Here is a 16,408-nt window from a genome sequence, read left to right on the forward strand (position 1 = left end):
GAGTCCCGTTCACCGCAAGGTGCTAGCTCAGAGGCAGAGCGCGCTGCATGTTTCACCTTCACTTGTCGCCGTTTGCACCGAACACCGCAATTTCGTAGGAGCTGGCTTGCCAGCGAAGAGACCCCTGAGATCGTCTTCTGCGACCCGGCTCCTGCGCACCCTATTGAACAAGGCCGTATCCGCGGCCACAGGAAAAAGAGTCAACGACATGGAACACAAGACCTACCAATTGCTGGAAGTCGCCAACGGCAAGCCGATCAAGATGTGGACCCAGGGCGTGCCGGTGGAAAACGAAGCCCGCCAGCAATTGATGAACACTGCGAAGATGCCGTTCATCTTCAAGCACCTGGCGGTGATGCCCGACGTGCACTTGGGTAAGGGTTCGACCATCGGTAGCGTGATCCCCACGGTGGGCGCGATCATCCCGGCTGCGGTCGGGGTGGATATCGGCTGCGGAATGATCGCCGCCCGTACTTCGCTGACCGCCTCCGACCTGCCGGATAACCTGGCCGGATTGCGTAGCGCCATCGAGGCGGCGGTGCCTCACGGTCGTACCTCGCCCCGTAGCGGTCGCGATAAGGGCGCCTGGGGCGACGTGCCGAATCAGGCCGACCAGGCCTGGGCTGCGCTGCACCCACGTTTCAAGGCGATCACCGATAAGTACCCGGCCCTGGCCAACAGCAACAACCGCAAGCACCTGGGAACCCTCGGCGGGGGTAACCACTTCATCGAGGTCTGCCTGGATGAGGCCAACCGGGTCTGGTTCATGCTCCACAGCGGTTCCCGTGGCGTAGGTAACGCCATCGGCAACCTGTTCATTCACCTGGCCCAGGCCGATATGCGCCAGCACATCGCCAACCTGCCGGACCGCGACCTGGCCTATTTCGAGGAAGGCAGCCAGCACTTCAACGATTACGTGGAAGCGGTGGCCTGGGCCCAGGATTTCGCCCGGCAGAACCGTGAGCTGATGATGCAACTGGTGATCCAGGCCACCCGCAAGGTGATCAGCAAGCCCTTCGAGGTGGCGCTGGAGGCAGTCAACTGCCACCACAACTACGTGCAGAAGGAGCGCCACTTCGGTGAAGAGGTGCTGGTGACCCGCAAGGGGGCGGTGTCGGCGAAGAAGGGCGAGCTGGGGATCATTCCGGGTTCGATGGGGGCCAAGAGCTTCATTGTCCGCGGATTGGGTAACGAGGAGGCGTTCTGCTCCTGCAGCCACGGCGCGGGGCGTACCATGAGCCGCACCAAGGCCAAGAACACCTTCACCCTGGCCGACCAGATCCGCGCGACCGCCCATGTGGAGTGCCGTAAGGACGAAGCGGTGATCGATGAAATCCCGATGGCCTACAAGGACATCGACCAAGTGATGCACGCCCAGCGCGAGCTGGTGGAAGTGCTGCACACCCTGCGTCAGGTGGTGTGCGTTAAGGGGTAGAGCAATGGACGACATGGATGCATTGATAACAACCCCGCCCGGCTGGCAGTACCAGCTGAGCGACTACGAAGCCCGCCGCGTGCGGGAGGTGATGGACGAGTTGGACAGGCACAGCGCCTGGCTGGAGCTGAGCCGCTTCGGCAACGGTTTCGTGCGTCAGGCCGCGGTGCGCGGGCTGGCCGCGCAGCCTTCGGCAGAGGCCCTGGTGGCTTTGCTGGAGCGCCTCAACGACTGGGTGCCCCAGGTTCGCCAGGAGGCCGCCGCGGCGGTCGAGGCCTATTGGGTGCCGGAGCATGCCGGGCTGCTGTTGCAGACCCTGGCACCGCTGCTGGCCCTGGCGGGCAAGCAGCGCGCCGACCACGGCGCGACCTTGGAGCGGGCCAGCGCCGTGTTGCAACTGGCCCAGGTGCGCGACCAGGTGCAAGGGGCCTTTGGCACTTGCCGGGGCAAGGCTGCGCGCTTTGTCTTCGAGCTGTTGCTCAAGGGCGTCGAAGACCGACCGGCGCTGCTGGCCATGGCCCTGCGCCACCCGGAGGTCAGCGTGCGGCAGATGGCGGTGGACGCCTGCGCCGAACTGCCCGATGAGCAGGCGCTGCCCTTGCTGGAAGAGGTGATGCGCAGCTGCGGCGCCAGTGTGCGGGTCAAGGCCCTGCGGCTGCTGCTGTCGCGCCTGGCCGATTGTCGCGAGTATCTGGCGCAGGCCCTGCTCGACCCTTCGGGGGCCTTGCGTTGCCTGGCCCACTGGGCCGCGCCGCGCCATGGGCTGGACCCGCGGGCAGTGCTGCTGGCCCGCTTGCAGCAGCCGGCCCCGGGCAACAAGCGCCAGTGGCTGGGGCTACTGGGGTTGGTCAGGGAGCTGCAGGAGCCACAGGCCGATGCCATGGTGCGCCAGGCCCTGGCATCGCCGGCGCTGAGCGTGCGCCTGCAGGCCCTGCAAACCCTGGGCGAACGTGGCATGGCCGAGCAACTGGCGGCCCTGGACGATGCCTCGGACAAGGTCTTCGACTGCGCCCTGGGCCTGTTGCGCCAGCAGCCGTGGGCGGTATTCGACGAGGCCCTGGAGCAGCGTCTGGACCAGCATTGGCACGATCTGCCCAAGGCGCGACGCTGGGCCATGCTGGCCCTCAAACCGGGCTGGCGTCAGTTGGAGTACCTGCTGTGGCGCCTGGGGCAGGGCGGCAGTGACGCCGCCTATTGGCGCGAGGCCCTGGCACGCTGGTGCGGCAGCCGCTACGGGATGTTCGACCCGGTGACCCCCAAGCCCCTGCGCGAGGCCATGGTGCAACGCTTGCAGGCAATGGAAGCCGCCGGGGAATTACCCGCCGGTTCGGTCCAGCGGCTGTTGTGAGGAAAGGAGAACCGCCATGTTGACCCCGGTTGAAGATGAGCACAGCCAGGCGCTGCGCCAACAGCTGGAAGCGGCGTTTTGCGTGTTCGATTTTGTGCGGCTGGCGGTGGAGCCGGGTGTCGAGGTGAATCAGGCCTTGCATCGCCAGGGCTTGCAGCACCTGTATCAGCACCTGATGGCCAGGCGCCGTGAGGCCTGGAAAAAGCTGCGCCAGGACCCGCGCTACGCCGACGTTGGTGAACCGCAGATGCGCTGGGAACCGGAGCGGGCACTGCCTGAGCGGCTCAGCCCGCAGCAGGTCCGGCAACTGGTTTGCGAAGACCCGGAGCAGCAGGATTGGGCCTTGTACCGGGCGTTTTGCCAGCCACCGTACGGGCTGCATTTCCCGGGTGGGGCCGAACAGGCCCGCCAGGTGTACGGCCAATGGCTGGACCTGCTGGGGCTCGATCTCCAGCAGCAGCCCCAGGTGATCAACTGGGTGGGCGGCCTGGAGCTGGATTGTCAGGCCCCGGCCATGGGCCCGCATCTGCTGCCCTGGAGTGAATATTTCGACGAAGGCCTGGAGTGGTGGGGCGTCTGGTGCCTGACGGTGTGGAACCCCGTGCGCCGGACCCTGAGTGTGCTGGCCGCCAGCGCCACGGATTGAACAAGGAAAAGGATCATGGAACATCTGGAGCGCCATCCCCTGAGCAGCGCCATGCGCGAACGGGTATTGGCCGAGCTGGCGCGGATCGAGCGCGAGCGCAATGTGCAGGTGCTGTATGCCTGCGAATCCGGCAGTCGGGCCTGGGGCTTTGCCTCTACCGACAGCGATTACGATGTGCGTTTCGTCTATGTGGAAAAGCCCGAATGGTTCATCCAGGTGGATGCCGGGCGCGACGTGATCGAGCGGCCCCTGGACGACGAGCTGGACATCAGCGGCTGGGAACTGCGCAAGACCCTGGGGCTGTTGCGCAAGTCCAACCCGACCCTGCTGGAATGGCTGGATTCGCCCCTGGTGTACCGCAGCGAACCGACCGCCGCCGAGCGCCTGCGCGAGCTGGCCGAGGCGTTCTACAGCCCGCCGGCGGCGCGCAACCATTATCTGTCGATGGCCAGGAAGAACTTTCGCGGTTACCTGCAAGGCGACAGCGTGCGCTTCAAGAAGTACTTCTACGTCCTGCGGCCCTTGCTCGCGGTGCGCTGGATCGACCAGGGGCGCGGCCGACCGCCGATGACCTTCGCCGACCTGCTGACCACCGTCGACCATCAGCCACTGCTGGACGAGGTGGCCGAGCTGCTGGTTTTGAAACGCTGCGCCGACGAGTCCGCCTACGGACCGCGACGCCCGGCACTGCACGCCTTTATCGCCGCCGAGCTGGAACGCCCGGTGCCGAAACTGGCGCGTACCCATGAAGACAACGCGTTGCTGGACGCTTACCTGCGGGAAACGGTCCGGCACTACGCCTGAGGAATGTGATGAAACAGGATGTAATCGAACTGGACGGCGCCATCGGCGGCGGCCAGGTACTGCGCAGCGCCCTGAGCCTGTCGATGCTCACCGGCAAGACCCTGCGTATCCATAATATTCGCGCCCGGCGCAGCCGCCCGGGGCTGTTGCGCCAGCACCTGACCGCGGTGCTGGCGGCGGCCCAGGTATGTGGCGCCAGAACCACTGGGGCCGAGCTTGGCTCCCAGGTCCTGAGCTTCGAGCCGGGGCCGATCCACGGCGGCGACTACCGCTTCGCCATTGGCACCGCCGGCAGTTGCACCCTGGTGCTGCAGACCCTGCTGCCGGCCTTGCTGCGAGCGCCGCAGCCGAGCCGCGTGAGCATCAGCGGCGGCACCCACAACCCCCTGGCGCCGCCGGTGGATTTCCTACAGCAGGCCTGGCTGCCGCAACTGCGGCGCATGGGCGGGCGGGTGGAACTGCAGTTGCTGCGCCATGGTTTTGTCCCGGCCGGCGGTGGTGAGCTGGAGGCCTTTATCCAGCCTTCGGAGCTGCAACCCTTGCATCTTCAAGAGCGCGGAGCATTGCTCGGCAGTCGAGCCTGGGCCTTGAGCGCGGGCCTGCCCGAGCATGTGGCGGAACGCGAGTTGCGCCGGGTGCACGATCGCCTGCAACTGCCTCGCGAGCAGCTCACCCCGGTGCTGCTGGATGAAGAATACGGCCCGGGCAATGTGCTGCTGCTGGAGTTCGCCTTCGAGCACCTGACCGAGCTGTTTTGCGGTTTCGGCCAGAACAGCCTGCGGGCGGAGAAGGTCGCCGACGGCGCCATCGATCAGGCCCGGGACTGGCTGGACTCCGGTGCCGCAGTGGCGGAACACCTGGCCGATCAACTGTTGCTGCCCATGGCCCTGGCCGGTGGCGGCAGCTTCACCACGCCGTGCATGACCGAGCACCTGCAGAGCAATATCCGGGTGATCGAGGCATTCTTGCCGGTGCGGATCGAGGCGCGGCCACTGAGCGAGCAAGTACTGCAGGTGCAATGCCACGCCCTGTCGTGAAAGGGCTAATGGGCCCGGGTCATCAAGGAGGTTGTCGCCATGTATCACCTGTATGGAAGCCAGGGCACCGGCTCGGCCATCGTCGAGATCGCCCTGGAGTACTGCCAGCTGGCCTACCGCCGCATCGAGGCCGCGCCCTGGGAGGACAGCCCCGGGCGCGAGGCCCTGGCACGGCTCAATCCGCTGTTGCAGATTCCCACCCTGCAACTGCCCGATGGCAGCATCCTCACCGAAAGCGCGGCGATCCTGATCCACCTGGGCCTGGAGTTTCCCGACTCCGGGTTGCTGCCTGCGCCAGCGTCAGCCCGGGCCCAGGTGATACGCGGCCTGGTGTACATCGCCGCCAACTGCTATTCGGCCATCGGCATCCTCGACTACCCGGAACGCTGGATCAGCGACCCCGACGAACCGCTCAAGGCCCGGGTGCGCGCCGCCGCGGCCGAGCGCCTGTATCGCAGCTGGGGGCTGTTCGCCGAGCAGTTTGCGTCGCGACCATATTTCGGCGGTGCGGCGCCGGGTGCCCTGGATATCCAGGCGGCAGTGGTGTCGCGCTGGTCCGGCGCGCGAGAGCACCTGCGCGATAGCCATCCCGATTTTCTCGCCCTGCTGCAACGCATCGACCGCGAACCGCGCATCGCCGCGGTCCTGGCCCGCCACTGGCCCCCCGCATCCTCGTAGGAGCTGGCTTGCCAGCGAAAGCGACCGCCAGCCGTATGCAGGGCTCGCGGGCCCCTTCGCCGGCAAGCCGGCTCCTACGGGGTTTTGATATTGATGGGAGAGGGGCACTCTGCTCCGCATCCTCGTAGGAGCTGGCTTGCCAGCGAAAGCATCCGCCAGTCATATGCAGGGCTCGCGGGCCCCTTCGCCGGCAAGCCGGCTCCTACGGTGGGTTTTGATATTGATGGGAGAGGGGCACTTTGCCCCGCGTCGTAGGAGCTGGCTTGCCAGCGAAAGCGGCCGCCAGGCGTATGCAGGGCTCGCGGGCCCCTTCGCCGGCAAGCCGGCTCCTGCGGTTAGGAGGCGGGGTGATAGAGAGGTGAATCAGCGGTTGAGTTTCCTGGGGCGAAGCTGGCAGTCTGCGCGCCCGGTTCAGTGTCGGTTTTCTCTCAGGGACGTACTCGATGGATGGCAACACCTGGCTCAAGGCCTTGAATACTCTGCTGACGATTGTGCAGCGCCTGGTGCTGCTCAGTGGCTGGTTTATCGCCGCGCTGGTGCTGGGGTTCACCATCAAGTCCGGGTTGCAGCCCTTTCTGGCGATGTTCCTGGCTTCGCTGTTGGGGGTTGTCGCGTTGGTGGTGCATGAGGGCGGGCATTACCTGGGGGCACGCGGGTGCGCGATGCCGGTGTTGCATGTACGGGTGGCCGCCGTGGAGATCCAGGTGCTGCGGCGCGGCTGGCGGGTGCGCTGGGCGCCGCAGCTCAAGCGCAATCGCCTGGGCGGCTATGTGATTGCCGCGAGCAATCTGCAACGGCCACTGCGGCAGCAGTGGATGCTGGTGGTCCTGTGGGGGCCGCTGCTGAATCTGCTGGTGGGTGGCGCTTCCCTGGCGCTTGGGCTGTCCTGGCCCGGAGTGCCGGGGGCCATTGCCCTGGCGTTTGCCGTGATCAATCTGGCCATGGGGGTGGGTAACCTGATGCCTGCCTGGCGGGTACTGCCCAGCGACGGCATGCTCCTGCTGGGCTGGTACCGGCATCGCGACGATCAACGTCCGGAGCTGGCCCAGGCACGCCTGTTGGCCCTGACCGTGGCCGGGGTGCCCAGCGCACAATTGCCGGTGGACGATCTTCAGCGCCTGGCCGAAGGCCCCATGCCCGGGCCGCTGGTCGCATTCGGCTGCCGCCTCAATGCCCTGCAGGACCAGGGCGACTGGCCGGCCGCGGTGCAGATGGAGCAGGAACTGGATCAATTGCTGGCGGCCCGGTCGGCGCAACTGAACGGCATGAGTGGCCTGATCGAGTTGTTGAGGGGCGAGTTGGCGTTCTGCCGCGCTTTGCTGCAGCGTGACGCCGCGCCCCTGAACAACACGCCGATGAGCGCCGAAGTGGATTGGAACGCACCCTGGCTGCGACCGCGCTGCCTGGCCTTGCAAGCCATTCTTGAAGGCGACCGGCAGCGGGGCGAGCACCACCTGCAACAGGCGCTGCAAGCGGCCAATAACAGCGTGGTGCTGTCCCAGGGCAAGAGTGAAGCCCTGCTGGCCGAACAGCTGCGAGCCTTGCCGGCGCCCACCCATCTGTAGGCGCTGGCTTGCCAGCGAAAGCGGCTGCCAGCCTGGCGCAAGGCTCGCGGGCCGCTTCGCCGGCAGCCCGGCTTCTGCGGCCTGGGGATGAAAGTAGTCGGTGCAGGAGGACAAAACTCTTATACTCCGGCGCTTTATTTTCCCCACTCCGCCAGAGGAACGCCCCGTGGCCAATGACACCGACCAGGATTTCTACAACCGCGCCGACGCCGTTATCGAGCTGGCCAACTCCCATATCGCCGACAGCAGCCGGGGCAAGGCCAGCGCGTCGCTGATGTACGCCAACTCCCGTTTCAGCGCCTGGGTCAGCGCCTGCGGGTGCCGCAATGCCCAGGAGCTGGCGGCGGCCAAGCAGCAGGCGGTGGATTATTTCGTCGAGGAGTTCCGCCTGATGATGGAAGAGAACCTCACGGACTACATCGAGAACTTCGAGCTGTACATGGGCGCCAAGCAGGACTGAAGGCGCCAGCGCCGCCAGTCGTGTAGCGGTTCTCGTGCCTGGCCCGGGCTGCCCGTAGCCCGGGGTCTTGTTTCGAGGATGGCAGGGCCCCGGCTACCGAGGGCGCTGCCTGAGTCGCCCCTCTCCAGTTGTACTCCCGCCTGTTGCGCTGACAAAAAAAGTGAACGGCATCACTCTTTGTTCAAGGGAAGCATGCATCCGGTCGATAAGCTCTGAATGCCTATTGATATGGAGTTCGTCATGGCCTTGCTACCGGTTCGTCTGTCTCATCGTTTGACCCTCGGCAGTGTGTTGCTGTTGCTGTTCACGGCGCTGGCGGTATTTGCCGTGATGACCTTACGGGGGCAGCCCAAAGTGGTGGAGGCAAGCTCGGCACTGATCGAGCAGACCGGCAGCGCCATCGTTCGCCAGCTGGCGTTGCAGTTGGCGGGCATCGAAGGGGTGACCGCGAGCATGGCCCACCTGCTGGAAGGGCTGCCCAAGGAGCAGGCGCTGGTCATGGCCACCCTGCCCAAGGTGATCGACCATGAAGGCGACAAGGCGATCGCCGGGGGCGGCATCTGGCCAGAACCCAATGCCTTCACCCCGGGCGTGGAGCGCCGCAGTTTCTTCTGGGCCCGCAGCGATGCCGGGCCCTTGGCATTTTCCGATGACTACAACGCCGCCGGCAGCGCCGGTTATCACCATGAAGCCTGGTACACCGGCGCCCGCAACAGCGCGCCGGGCCGTTGCCTGTGGTCCGAGGCCTACCAGGACCCGGTGACCCAGGTGCCGATGACCACCTGCAGCGTGCCCTATCGCCAGGACGGTGCCTTTGCCGGGGTCGCCACCATCGACCTGCGCCTGGACGACCTGGCGCGCTTCCTCAAGGAGCAGGGGTCGGTCACCGGCGGCTATGCCTTCGCCCTGGACCAGGCCGGCAACGTGCTGTATTTCCCTGATGCCCAGGCCGGCGGCGGGGGCCAGATGCTCAGCTTCGACGCCCTGAGCAAGCAGCAACCCTGGTTGCTTCCGGTGGCCGAGGCCCTGGCCAAGCCGGCACCGACCGGGCAGGTGCGCAGCCTGGACCTGGACGAGGATGGACGCTTGCAGGAAGCGGCGCGGGTCAGCTTGTTCAGCATGCCCGGCAGCGGCTGGACCATCGGCCTGGTGACCCCGGAGCAGAAGGTCACCGGCCTGGCGCGGGCCATGACCACCGAGATCCTGCTGTTCCTCCTGCCGTTGCTGGCGCTGCTGCTGTTCTTTGCCTGGCTGGCCGGGCACAAGCTGATTGCCCAACTGGAAGAAACCACCCGGCAGATCGATGCCCTGGGCAGTGGCCAGGCCAGCGACAACGCCGAGCTGCACGTGGCCCGGGCCGACGAGATCGGCGCCTTGCGCGCCGCGGTGAACCGCTATGCCGGGCAGTTGCGGCAAATGCTGCAGAAGATCGCCAGCGAAGCCCGGCAGTTGCAGAACGAAGCCGCGCGCCTGGGTCAACTCAGCAGCACCCTGGCCCAGCGTGCCGAGCAGCAGCGCCAGGAGAACACCCAGTTGGCCACGGCCATCACCGAGATGTCCTCCAGTGCCCTGGAAGTGGCGCAGAACACCAACAATTGCGCCGACACCGCGCGCCAGTCCCTGGTGGTGGTGCAGGAGGGCCAGCACAAGGTCGATGCCAATAGCCAGTCGATCCAGCAGTTGTCCGCGGAAATGGCCGAGGCGGCGGCAGTGATCCAGCGCCTGGAGCAGGACAGCCAGCAGGTCGGCGCGGTGCTGGATGTGATCAAGGCGATCTCCGAGCAGACCAACCTGCTGGCGCTGAACGCCGCCATCGAAGCGGCCCGGGCCGGGGAGCAGGGCCGGGGCTTTGCCGTGGTGGCGGACGAAGTGCGGACCCTGGCCGGCCGCACCCAGACCTCGGCCAACGAGATCAGCGGCATGATCAACGACTTGCAGCAGGCCTCGCGTCAGGCGGTGCAGGCGATCCAGGCCGGCGAAACACGAACCCGCCAGGCGGTGGGCGAGGCGTCCGGTGCATCGGATGCGCTGTCCAGCACGGTGACCAGCTTCGACGATATTTCCCAGCGGGCGCAGCAGATTGCCGTGGCGGCCCAGCAGCAGAGCCACGTGACCCAGGAGATCAACGAACTGGCGGTGCGCATCCACGGCATCAGCGAGGACAACGCCCGGGACGCCCAGGCCCTGGACAAGGTCAGCGAGGCCATGCAGGCCCTGTCCGGGCGCTTGTCGAACCTCAGCCAGGGCCACCGCTGAGGCATTGCCTGCCCGGGCCGTCGGTGGCCCGGGCGGGTTTCAGTTCCCTCGGGCCGCATTCGCCGGCCCGTTTCAGACCTGGCTGTACATCATCAGCTTGAAGTTCAGCAACAGCCCCAAGGACACCCAGCCGAGCCCCAGCAGGCCATTGATCAACGGCTTGCCGGGAGCCACACGCGTGGCCAGGAAGCGGGCGATGGCGGCGCCGATCAGCGCGCCGGGAAAGTCGAACAGATAGAACAGCCAGCCCAAGGCGCCTTCCGGGGAACTGATCCACAGGCAGAACAGTTGCAGGTGCGCGGCCAGGGCCAGGGCCACCCCGGTGAACAGCGCCGGCGTGGGCCGGGTGCACAGCAGCAGGCCGAGAATCAGCCCCTGGGGCAGCCAGTAGGCGGCGAAGTTCTCCCAGAAATAATCTATCGGTTGCCAGGCCCGGACGATTGCCAGGGACAGCCCCCAGAGCAACGCGGCGGCAGCGGGCAGGTGATTCAGGGAGAGCAGGCGCAGGGAGCTGGAAGACATGCAGGATCTCGCTAATGAAGTTGTGGATCAGCCGGGCTGATGGTCGGGGAGGGCGCTCTGGCTGCACAGCTCATGCACCACCTGGCGCAACCAGCGATGGGCCGGGTCGGCCTCCATGCGCGGGTGCCAGAGCAGGGAGATGGTCATTTCCGGCAGGGGCACCGGCAGGCTGAAACCGTGCAGGCCGTGCCGCAGGTTGCTGGTGTGGCGCTCGGGCACCATAGCGATCAGGTCCGAACCCCGGGCCAGGGCCAGGGCGGCGGAAAAACCGCTGACCAGGGTGACGATCTGCCGTTCCAGGCCCAGGGTTTTCAGGGCCTCGTCCATGCGCCCATGAGCATGGCCCTGGTGGGCGGCGAGGATATGTTCGCCAGCCACGTAGGCATCCAGGCTTACCGGCCCCCGGCTCAAGGGGTGGCCGGCGCGCACCACGCCGATAAAGCGATCGCGAAACAGCGCCCGGGTGCGCAACTCGGGGCTGGTGTCGGCGTCGATCACCGCGGTTTCCAGGTCGACGCTGGCATCGCGCAGGGGCTGGCTGTCGCGGTCCAGCTTGGGTACGAAGTGCACCCGCACCCCGGGCGCTTCAGCCCGCAGGCGACTGACCAGCGCCGGGCCGAAATTCTCGACGAAACCATCACGGCTGCGCAGGGTGAAGGTGCGCTGCAGGCGGCCAAGGTCGATCTGCTCGGCCGGGCGCAGGGCGGCCTGGGCGTCTGCCACCAGTTGGCCGATGCGCTGGCGCAGCTCCAGGGCCCGAGGGGTGGGCACCAGGCCGCGCCCGGCGCGCACCAGCAGCGGGTCGCCGGTGGCCTGGCGCAGGCGGGCCAGCGCCCGGCTCATGGCCGAGGGGCTCAGATGCAGGCGCTGGGCAGCCCGCGCCACGCTGCCTTCGGCCAGCAGTACGTCCAGGGTCAGCAGCAGGTTCAGATCGGGAGTCGACATCGGCGCAATGTAGCACGCAGGCAGCTGGTATGGCGTTGAATGCATCAATTAACTGCAAAGGCTGCGCCTTCCGCCTGGTCACGGCTGGCCCTAGGCTGGCGGGCATCACCTTGCCGGAGCCTGTGCGATGCCCATTCCCGAGTCCCAAGCCACCCCCCAGGAAGCCCTGGCGCCCCGTGCGCGCTGGGCCCTGGCCAGCCTGTCGCTGGCGATGCTGATGCCGTCCCTGGACACCAGCATCGCCAATGCCGCGCTGCCGAGCCTGGCCCAGACCCTTGAGGCGTCGTTCCAGCAGGTGCAATGGATTGTCCTGGCCTACCTGCTGGCCATCACCACCCTGATCGCCAGCGCCGGGCGCCTGGGGGACCAGTGGGGCCGGCGCCGGGCGCTGCTGGCGGGGATCGGCCTGTTCACCCTGGCCTCGCTGTGCTGCGGCCTGGCCCCGGGCCTGGGCTGGCTGCTGGCGGCCCGCACGCTGCAAGGCCTGGGGGCGGCGGTAATGCTGGCCCTGAGCATGGCCCTGGTGGGTGACGCGCTGCCCAAGGCCCGCACCGGGGCCGCGATGGGCTGGCTGGGCAGTATGTCGGCCCTGGGCACCACCCTGGGCCCGGCCCTCGGCGGCCTGATACTGGCCAGCGTCGGCTGGCGCTGGATGTTCCTGGTCAATGTGCCCCTGGGGTTGGTGGCGCTGTTACTGGCCTGGCGTTGCCTGCCGCCGGACCGGCCTGTGGCGTCGGCCAGTGCCTTCGATGTGCCGGGCAGCCTGCTGCTGGCGTTGAGCCTGGGCGCCTATGCCCTGGCCCTGACCCTGGGGCACAACTTGCTGGCGCCGTTGAACCTGGGCCTGCTGGTGGCCAGCGTGGTCGGGGTCGCGCTCTTGGTGCGTGTCGAGCGCCGGGCCGCCGCGCCGCTGTTCCAGCCGGCCCTGCTGCGCCGGCCACAACTGTGCAGCAGCCTGTGGCTGAGCCTGCTGGTGTCGACGGTGATCATGACCACCCTGGTGGTGGGGCCGTTCTACCTGGCCCGGGGGCTGGGGCTCGGGAGCCTGGCAGTGGGTCTGAGCCTGTCCCTGGGGCCGCTGGTGGCGACCCTGTGCGGCGCCCCCGCCGGGCGTCTGGTGGACCGTTACGGTGCCCGGCCGCTGTCCCGGCTCGGCCTGCTGGGGTTGTGTGGCGGCCTGGGCCTGCTGGCGCTGCTGCCCCGGAGCCTGGGGCTGGCAGGCTACCTGCTGCCGCTGGCCCTGGTCACCGCCAGCTACGCGCTGTTCCAGGCGGCCAACAACAGCCTGGTGATGCGTGATGTGGCGCCGCAGCAGCGCGGGCTGACGGCGGGGTTGCTGAGCCTGTCGCGCAACCTCGGGCTGATCAGTGGCGCGGCGGCCATGGGCGCACTGTTCGCCTGGGGCTCGGGGCCGCAGGCCGGCGTCGAGGCAGTGTCCCGTGGCATGCACTGGACCTTTGGCGTGGCGGCGCTGCTGATGCTGCTGGCCTTGCTCAGCGCCGGGCGCAACCGGCTGTCCGAGGAGGCCGGCTCGCCCTTCATCAGCCGTCTGCTGGCGCACAAACCCACCTACATGATCCTCGACGACCACGAGATCGAGGACAACTGGACGCAGGACCGCATCGACAAGAACGGTAGCAAGCGCACCCTGTTCAACTGGGCGATGGGCGCCTACATGAGCTACCAATGGAGCCATGGGCCGCGCTTCGAGGACAGCCATGTGCAGAACCGTGCGATGTCCGGCAACGATCAGTACCTCAAGCACCGTTCGGTCAAGCAGCTGTTCTACGACTTTTCCTGTTCCAACTATCCGTTCTTCGTGCTGGATACCCGTACCCAGCGCTTTGTCGATGATGTGCCCGGCGCCTTGCAGGACAACCACCTGCTGGGCCGACCTTCACTGCACCCGGCCGAACCCGGCCAGTTGGATCGCTTGTGCGCCTGGTTGCGGCATATGCAGGAGGACCGGGGCAACACCCCCAAGTTCGTGGTGACGTCCAGCGTCTTTGTACCCAATGGCGTGGATACCGCGGGCGAGGGCCCGCGCTACGAGCGGCGCAAGAACCAGAGCGACTCCTGGTCGGCGTTTCCCAGCACCCGCAGCACCGTGCTGGAAACCATCGCCCTGTACCAAGTGCAGAACGTGGTGTTCCTGTCCGGCGACATTCATTGCTCGAACATTTCCCGGTTGCAGTTCAGTGGCGGAGTCCAGGGCATCAAGGCTCATGCGGTCACCTCGTCAGCCTTCTATTGGCCGTTCCCCTTTGCCGACGGCGACCCTGCCGGCTACGTGCATGACTCGCGCGCCCCCCAGACCCCGGACAGCTTTGCCCTGAAAAATGTCCCGGGCACCATGGACTACCGCACCTGGGCCTTTACCCAGGCCGACAACTTCGCCCGCCTGGACCTGCACCCCGACACCGCCGAAATGCAGGTGCAGTTCTACGGCACCGACGGCGAGCCCCTGGTGACCCGCAAGCAGGACGATAGCGTCAACGACCAGCCGGAGCGGCTGCAACTGATGCCCTGGTATCGGGGCTGGCCCTGGGCGCACCTGCTCTAGTGGCCTGTCACATGGAGTTGGTGCAGATGGCTCACCCGCCCGAGAAACATCATCTGGCGCATGTACATCGCCACGAGCAGGGCCAGGGCGCTAAAGCCGTTGAACCAGGGATGCTGGACCATGGACAGCGCCCCACAGGCGCTGAAGCCGATTTCGATCAGGGCCAGGGCGATAAAGCCGGTCAACAGGTTCTGGCAGAGGCTGACCTCCGCCATCGCCTTGACCAGGGTCTTGCCGGCGCCGTCATCTGCCTGGATGACTTCATCCAGTTGCCTGGTCACCGCCTTCCACCTGGCGAAGCTGGAGGATGCCGGGGCATCTGCCAGGCCTACCAGCGCCGCCAGGAACCTGAAGCGGTTCAGCGTAGCGATGGATAGCCAGTCCCAGAGCGGGGCGAAGCCGGTGAAGACGATACCGGACACGTAGCTGAGGATGATCAGCACGAACAACAGGGCGCCGCCGAGAATATCGGGGGGTTGCAGCTGTTCGTGGGGGTACTTGAAGGCCAGGACGATCCAGAACGCCATGCCCGGGCAGATCCGCGCAATCAGATCGTAATAGACGCTGGGAATGAGGTTGAGGATCGAGGTGAGCCCGCTGCCGCCCTCGCTCTTGCCAGGCTCTTTCTTGCCCTTGTCTGCTTCGCACATGGCGCTCTCCCTTGCCCAGGAACTCCTGGCTCCTAACTCTTAGTTCAAGGGGGGAGCGTTGTCCACGGAACGGGCTGGACAAGCACTTTCAGTGCTGCCAGGGCAGGGGGACGCCTCGAACACACGGTTGGGCGAACACAGGGCCTGGGTGCCCTGTGTCCCTTTGCCGGTCAGTACCCAGGGGCGGCTTACAGCCCCAGTTCCAGCGCCAGCAGGTCCGCCAGTGGCTGGCGGCGGCGGATCAGTTTCGGCTTGCCGTTCTCGAACAGCACCTCCGGCAGCAGCGGGCGGCTGTTGTAGTTGGAGGACATGCTGGCGCCATAGGCGCCGGTGTCGTGCAGTACCAGCAGGTCGCCGACCCGGGCCTGGGGCAGGGGGCGCGGGGTCAGGCATTCGTCGTCCTGGGTGAAGATGTCGCCGGACTCGCACAGCGGGCCGCCGACCACGGTCAGCTGTTGCGGGCGCTCCACCGGGTGGCCGGCGGCGTCCAGCAGGCTCATGCCGTGGTAGGCGCCGTACATGGCCGGGCGCATCAGGTCGTTGAACCCGGTATCCACCAGCACGAAGTGATGCTGGCCGGCGGTCTTCACCACCCGCACTTCGCTGACCAGGCAGCCGGCCTCGGCCACCAGGAAGCGCCCCGGTTCGATCTCCATGCGCACGCCGTGGCCCAGGTAGGCCTCGATCTCCTGGCGCGCCACTTTCCAGGCATTGGCGTAACGCTGCACGTCCACCGGGGTGTCGCCCTCGCGGTAGGGGGTGGACAGGCCGCCGCCGATGGAGAAGGCCTCGAGGTCGTGGTCCAGGGATTTCACCGCCGCCACCATGGCTGCGCCCACCTGTTCCAGGTGGTCGTAGTCGACCCCGGAACCGATGTGCATGTGCAGGCCCACCAGGTGCAGGCCATGCTGGCGGATCACTGCCAGGGCTTCGCTCATCTGGTCGTGCCAAATGCCGTGCTTGCTGTTTTCGCCACCGGTGTTGGTCTTGCGGCTGTGGCCGTGGCCGAAGCCCGGGTTGATCCGCAGCCAGACCCGGTGCCCCGGGGATTTCTCCCCCAACTGGCGGAGCATGTCGATGGAGCCGGCGTTGACTTCCACCTGCAGTTCCACCACCCGGGCCAGGGTGGCCTCGTCGAACAGGTCGCAGGTGAAGACGATGCCGGCATCCACCGGGCTGAAGCCGGCCAGCAGGGCGCGTTCGATTTCCCCCAGGGACACCGCATCGACCCGTACCCCGGCCTCGCGGATCAGGCGCAGCAGGTGCAGGTTGGACGAGGCCTTCTGGGCGTAGCGCACCACGTCGAACGCCTGCAACTGGGCGATGCGCGCCTGGATGGTGGCGGCGTCATAGCACCACAGTGGAGTGCCGTACTGGCGGGCGGCGGCGACAAGTTGAGCGGGGGAAAATGGAATGGCCATGGCGAATGCAATCTGTGATCAGTGGGAATGGAGGCAGCATGCCCGTTGGCGGCTATTCAATAAAATATCTATTCTTTG

General features: G+C 66.8%; 14 protein-coding genes and 1 pseudogene. 11 read left to right on the plus strand and 4 right to left on the minus strand.

The window, feature by feature from the left end; all coding sequences use genetic code 11:
* The first annotated feature begins 208 nt into the window (after positions 1-208).
* The 10 genes and pseudogenes from AC07R1_RS01285 to AC07R1_RS01330 all read left to right on the plus strand — a co-directional run bounded on the left by AC07R1_RS01285 (position 209) and on the right by AC07R1_RS01330 (position 10,229).
* Complete coding sequence (locus AC07R1_RS01285) at positions 209-1,435, plus strand: RtcB family protein (RefSeq protein WP_011060602.1); 1,227 nt, start codon at positions 209-211, stop codon at positions 1,433-1,435.
* Positions 1,436-1,439: 4 nt separating this feature from the next.
* A complete protein-coding gene (locus AC07R1_RS01290) occupies positions 1,440-2,783 on the plus strand; it encodes a PBS lyase (protein ID WP_495110000.1) in 1,344 nt (447 codons plus the stop codon).
* Positions 2,784-2,799: 16 nt separating this feature from the next.
* A complete protein-coding gene (locus AC07R1_RS01295; RefSeq protein ID WP_065363583.1) occupies positions 2,800-3,429 on the plus strand; it encodes a hypothetical protein in 630 nt (209 codons plus the stop codon).
* A gap of 15 nt (positions 3,430-3,444) precedes the next feature.
* On the plus strand, positions 3,445-4,233 hold the full coding sequence (locus tag AC07R1_RS01300; protein ID WP_072451373.1) for a nucleotidyltransferase domain-containing protein: 789 nt from the start codon (positions 3,445-3,447) through the stop codon (positions 4,231-4,233).
* Between the two features lie 8 nt (positions 4,234-4,241).
* Positions 4,242-5,270, plus strand: a complete 1,029-nt coding sequence (gene rtcA, locus AC07R1_RS01305) for an RNA 3'-terminal phosphate cyclase (protein WP_342404109.1) — start codon at positions 4,242-4,244, stop codon at positions 5,268-5,270.
* Positions 5,271-5,309: 39 nt separating this feature from the next.
* Entirely contained in the window at positions 5,310-5,948 is a 639-nt protein-coding gene (locus tag AC07R1_RS01310; protein ID WP_065363584.1) for a glutathione S-transferase family protein, read from the plus strand.
* Between the two features lie 443 nt (positions 5,949-6,391).
* On the plus strand, positions 6,392-7,513 hold the full coding sequence (locus AC07R1_RS01315; RefSeq protein WP_495110001.1) for a site-2 protease family protein: 1,122 nt from the start codon (positions 6,392-6,394) through the stop codon (positions 7,511-7,513).
* 166 nt (positions 7,514-7,679) lie between these two features.
* Positions 7,680-7,973 carry a DUF3144 domain-containing protein gene (locus AC07R1_RS01320; protein ID WP_011060609.1) on the plus strand — a complete coding sequence of 98 codons (294 nt, stop codon included), beginning with the start codon at positions 7,680-7,682 and terminating at the stop codon, positions 7,971-7,973.
* A gap of 498 nt (positions 7,974-8,471) precedes the next feature.
* A pseudogene (locus AC07R1_RS01325) lies at positions 8,472-8,819 on the plus strand (cache domain-containing protein); the annotation flags it as partial.
* A gap of 120 nt (positions 8,820-8,939) precedes the next feature.
* On the plus strand, positions 8,940-10,229 hold the full coding sequence (locus AC07R1_RS01330; protein ID WP_428985084.1) for a methyl-accepting chemotaxis protein: 1,290 nt from the start codon (positions 8,940-8,942) through the stop codon (positions 10,227-10,229).
* Between the two features lie 72 nt (positions 10,230-10,301).
* Here AC07R1_RS01330 and AC07R1_RS01335 read toward each other — a convergent pair whose 3' ends face one another.
* Together AC07R1_RS01335 and AC07R1_RS01340 are read right to left on the minus strand one after the other, a co-directional pair.
* Positions 10,302-10,751: a hypothetical protein gene (locus AC07R1_RS01335; RefSeq protein ID WP_041117341.1), complete on the minus strand. Its 450-nt coding sequence runs from the start codon at positions 10,749-10,751 to the stop codon at positions 10,302-10,304.
* A gap of 27 nt (positions 10,752-10,778) precedes the next feature.
* Positions 10,779-11,696: a LysR family transcriptional regulator gene (locus AC07R1_RS01340; protein ID WP_495110002.1), complete on the minus strand. Its 918-nt coding sequence runs from the start codon at positions 11,694-11,696 to the stop codon at positions 10,779-10,781.
* Between the two features lie 127 nt (positions 11,697-11,823).
* Here AC07R1_RS01340 and AC07R1_RS01345 point away from each other — a divergent pair, with 127 nt between their 5' ends.
* Positions 11,824-14,259, plus strand: a complete 2,436-nt coding sequence (locus AC07R1_RS01345; protein WP_495110003.1) for an MFS transporter — start codon at positions 11,824-11,826, stop codon at positions 14,257-14,259.
* Here AC07R1_RS01345 and AC07R1_RS01350 read toward each other — a convergent pair.
* Positions 14,256-14,909 carry a hypothetical protein gene (locus tag AC07R1_RS01350; protein WP_194238250.1) on the minus strand — a complete coding sequence of 218 codons (654 nt, stop codon included), beginning with the start codon at positions 14,907-14,909 and terminating at the stop codon, positions 14,256-14,258. The genes AC07R1_RS01345 and AC07R1_RS01350 overlap by 4 nt on opposite strands.
* 188 nt (positions 14,910-15,097) lie before the next feature.
* Positions 15,098-16,330, minus strand: a complete 1,233-nt coding sequence (lysA, locus tag AC07R1_RS01355) for a diaminopimelate decarboxylase (RefSeq protein ID WP_495110004.1) — start codon at positions 16,328-16,330, stop codon at positions 15,098-15,100.
* Between the last annotated feature and the right edge of the window lie 78 nt (positions 16,331-16,408).

The organism is Pseudomonas sp. GW821-FHT07F01, from assembly GCF_059418825.1.

What these genes read in the sequence shown, in the direction of transcription:
- AC07R1_RS01285 (WP_011060602.1), top strand. Translation starts at nt 209, where the DNA reads ATGGAACACAAGACCTACCAATTGCTGGAAGTCGCCAACGGCAAGCCG.
- AC07R1_RS01290 (WP_495110000.1), top strand. Translation starts at nt 1,440, where the DNA reads ATGGACGACATGGATGCATTGATAACAACCCCGCCCGGCTGGCAGTAC.
- AC07R1_RS01295 (WP_065363583.1), top strand. Translation starts at nt 2,800, where the DNA reads ATGTTGACCCCGGTTGAAGATGAGCACAGCCAGGCGCTGCGCCAACAG.
- AC07R1_RS01300 (WP_072451373.1), top strand. Translation starts at nt 3,445, where the DNA reads ATGGAACATCTGGAGCGCCATCCCCTGAGCAGCGCCATGCGCGAACGG.
- rtcA (WP_342404109.1), top strand. Translation starts at nt 4,242, where the DNA reads ATGAAACAGGATGTAATCGAACTGGACGGCGCCATCGGCGGCGGCCAG.
- AC07R1_RS01310 (WP_065363584.1), top strand. Translation starts at nt 5,310, where the DNA reads ATGTATCACCTGTATGGAAGCCAGGGCACCGGCTCGGCCATCGTCGAG.
- AC07R1_RS01315 (WP_495110001.1), top strand. Translation starts at nt 6,392, where the DNA reads ATGGATGGCAACACCTGGCTCAAGGCCTTGAATACTCTGCTGACGATT.
- AC07R1_RS01330 (WP_428985084.1), top strand. Translation starts at nt 8,940, where the DNA reads ATGCTCAGCTTCGACGCCCTGAGCAAGCAGCAACCCTGGTTGCTTCCG.
- AC07R1_RS01335 (WP_041117341.1), bottom strand. Translation starts at nt 10,751, where the DNA reads ATGTCTTCCAGCTCCCTGCGCCTGCTCTCCCTGAATCACCTGCCCGCT.
- AC07R1_RS01340 (WP_495110002.1), bottom strand. Translation starts at nt 11,696, where the DNA reads ATGTCGACTCCCGATCTGAACCTGCTGCTGACCCTGGACGTACTGCTG.
- AC07R1_RS01345 (WP_495110003.1), top strand. Translation starts at nt 11,824, where the DNA reads ATGCCCATTCCCGAGTCCCAAGCCACCCCCCAGGAAGCCCTGGCGCCC.
- AC07R1_RS01350 (WP_194238250.1), bottom strand. Translation starts at nt 14,909, where the DNA reads ATGTGCGAAGCAGACAAGGGCAAGAAAGAGCCTGGCAAGAGCGAGGGC.
- lysA (WP_495110004.1), bottom strand. Translation starts at nt 16,330, where the DNA reads ATGGCCATTCCATTTTCCCCCGCTCAACTTGTCGCCGCCGCCCGCCAG.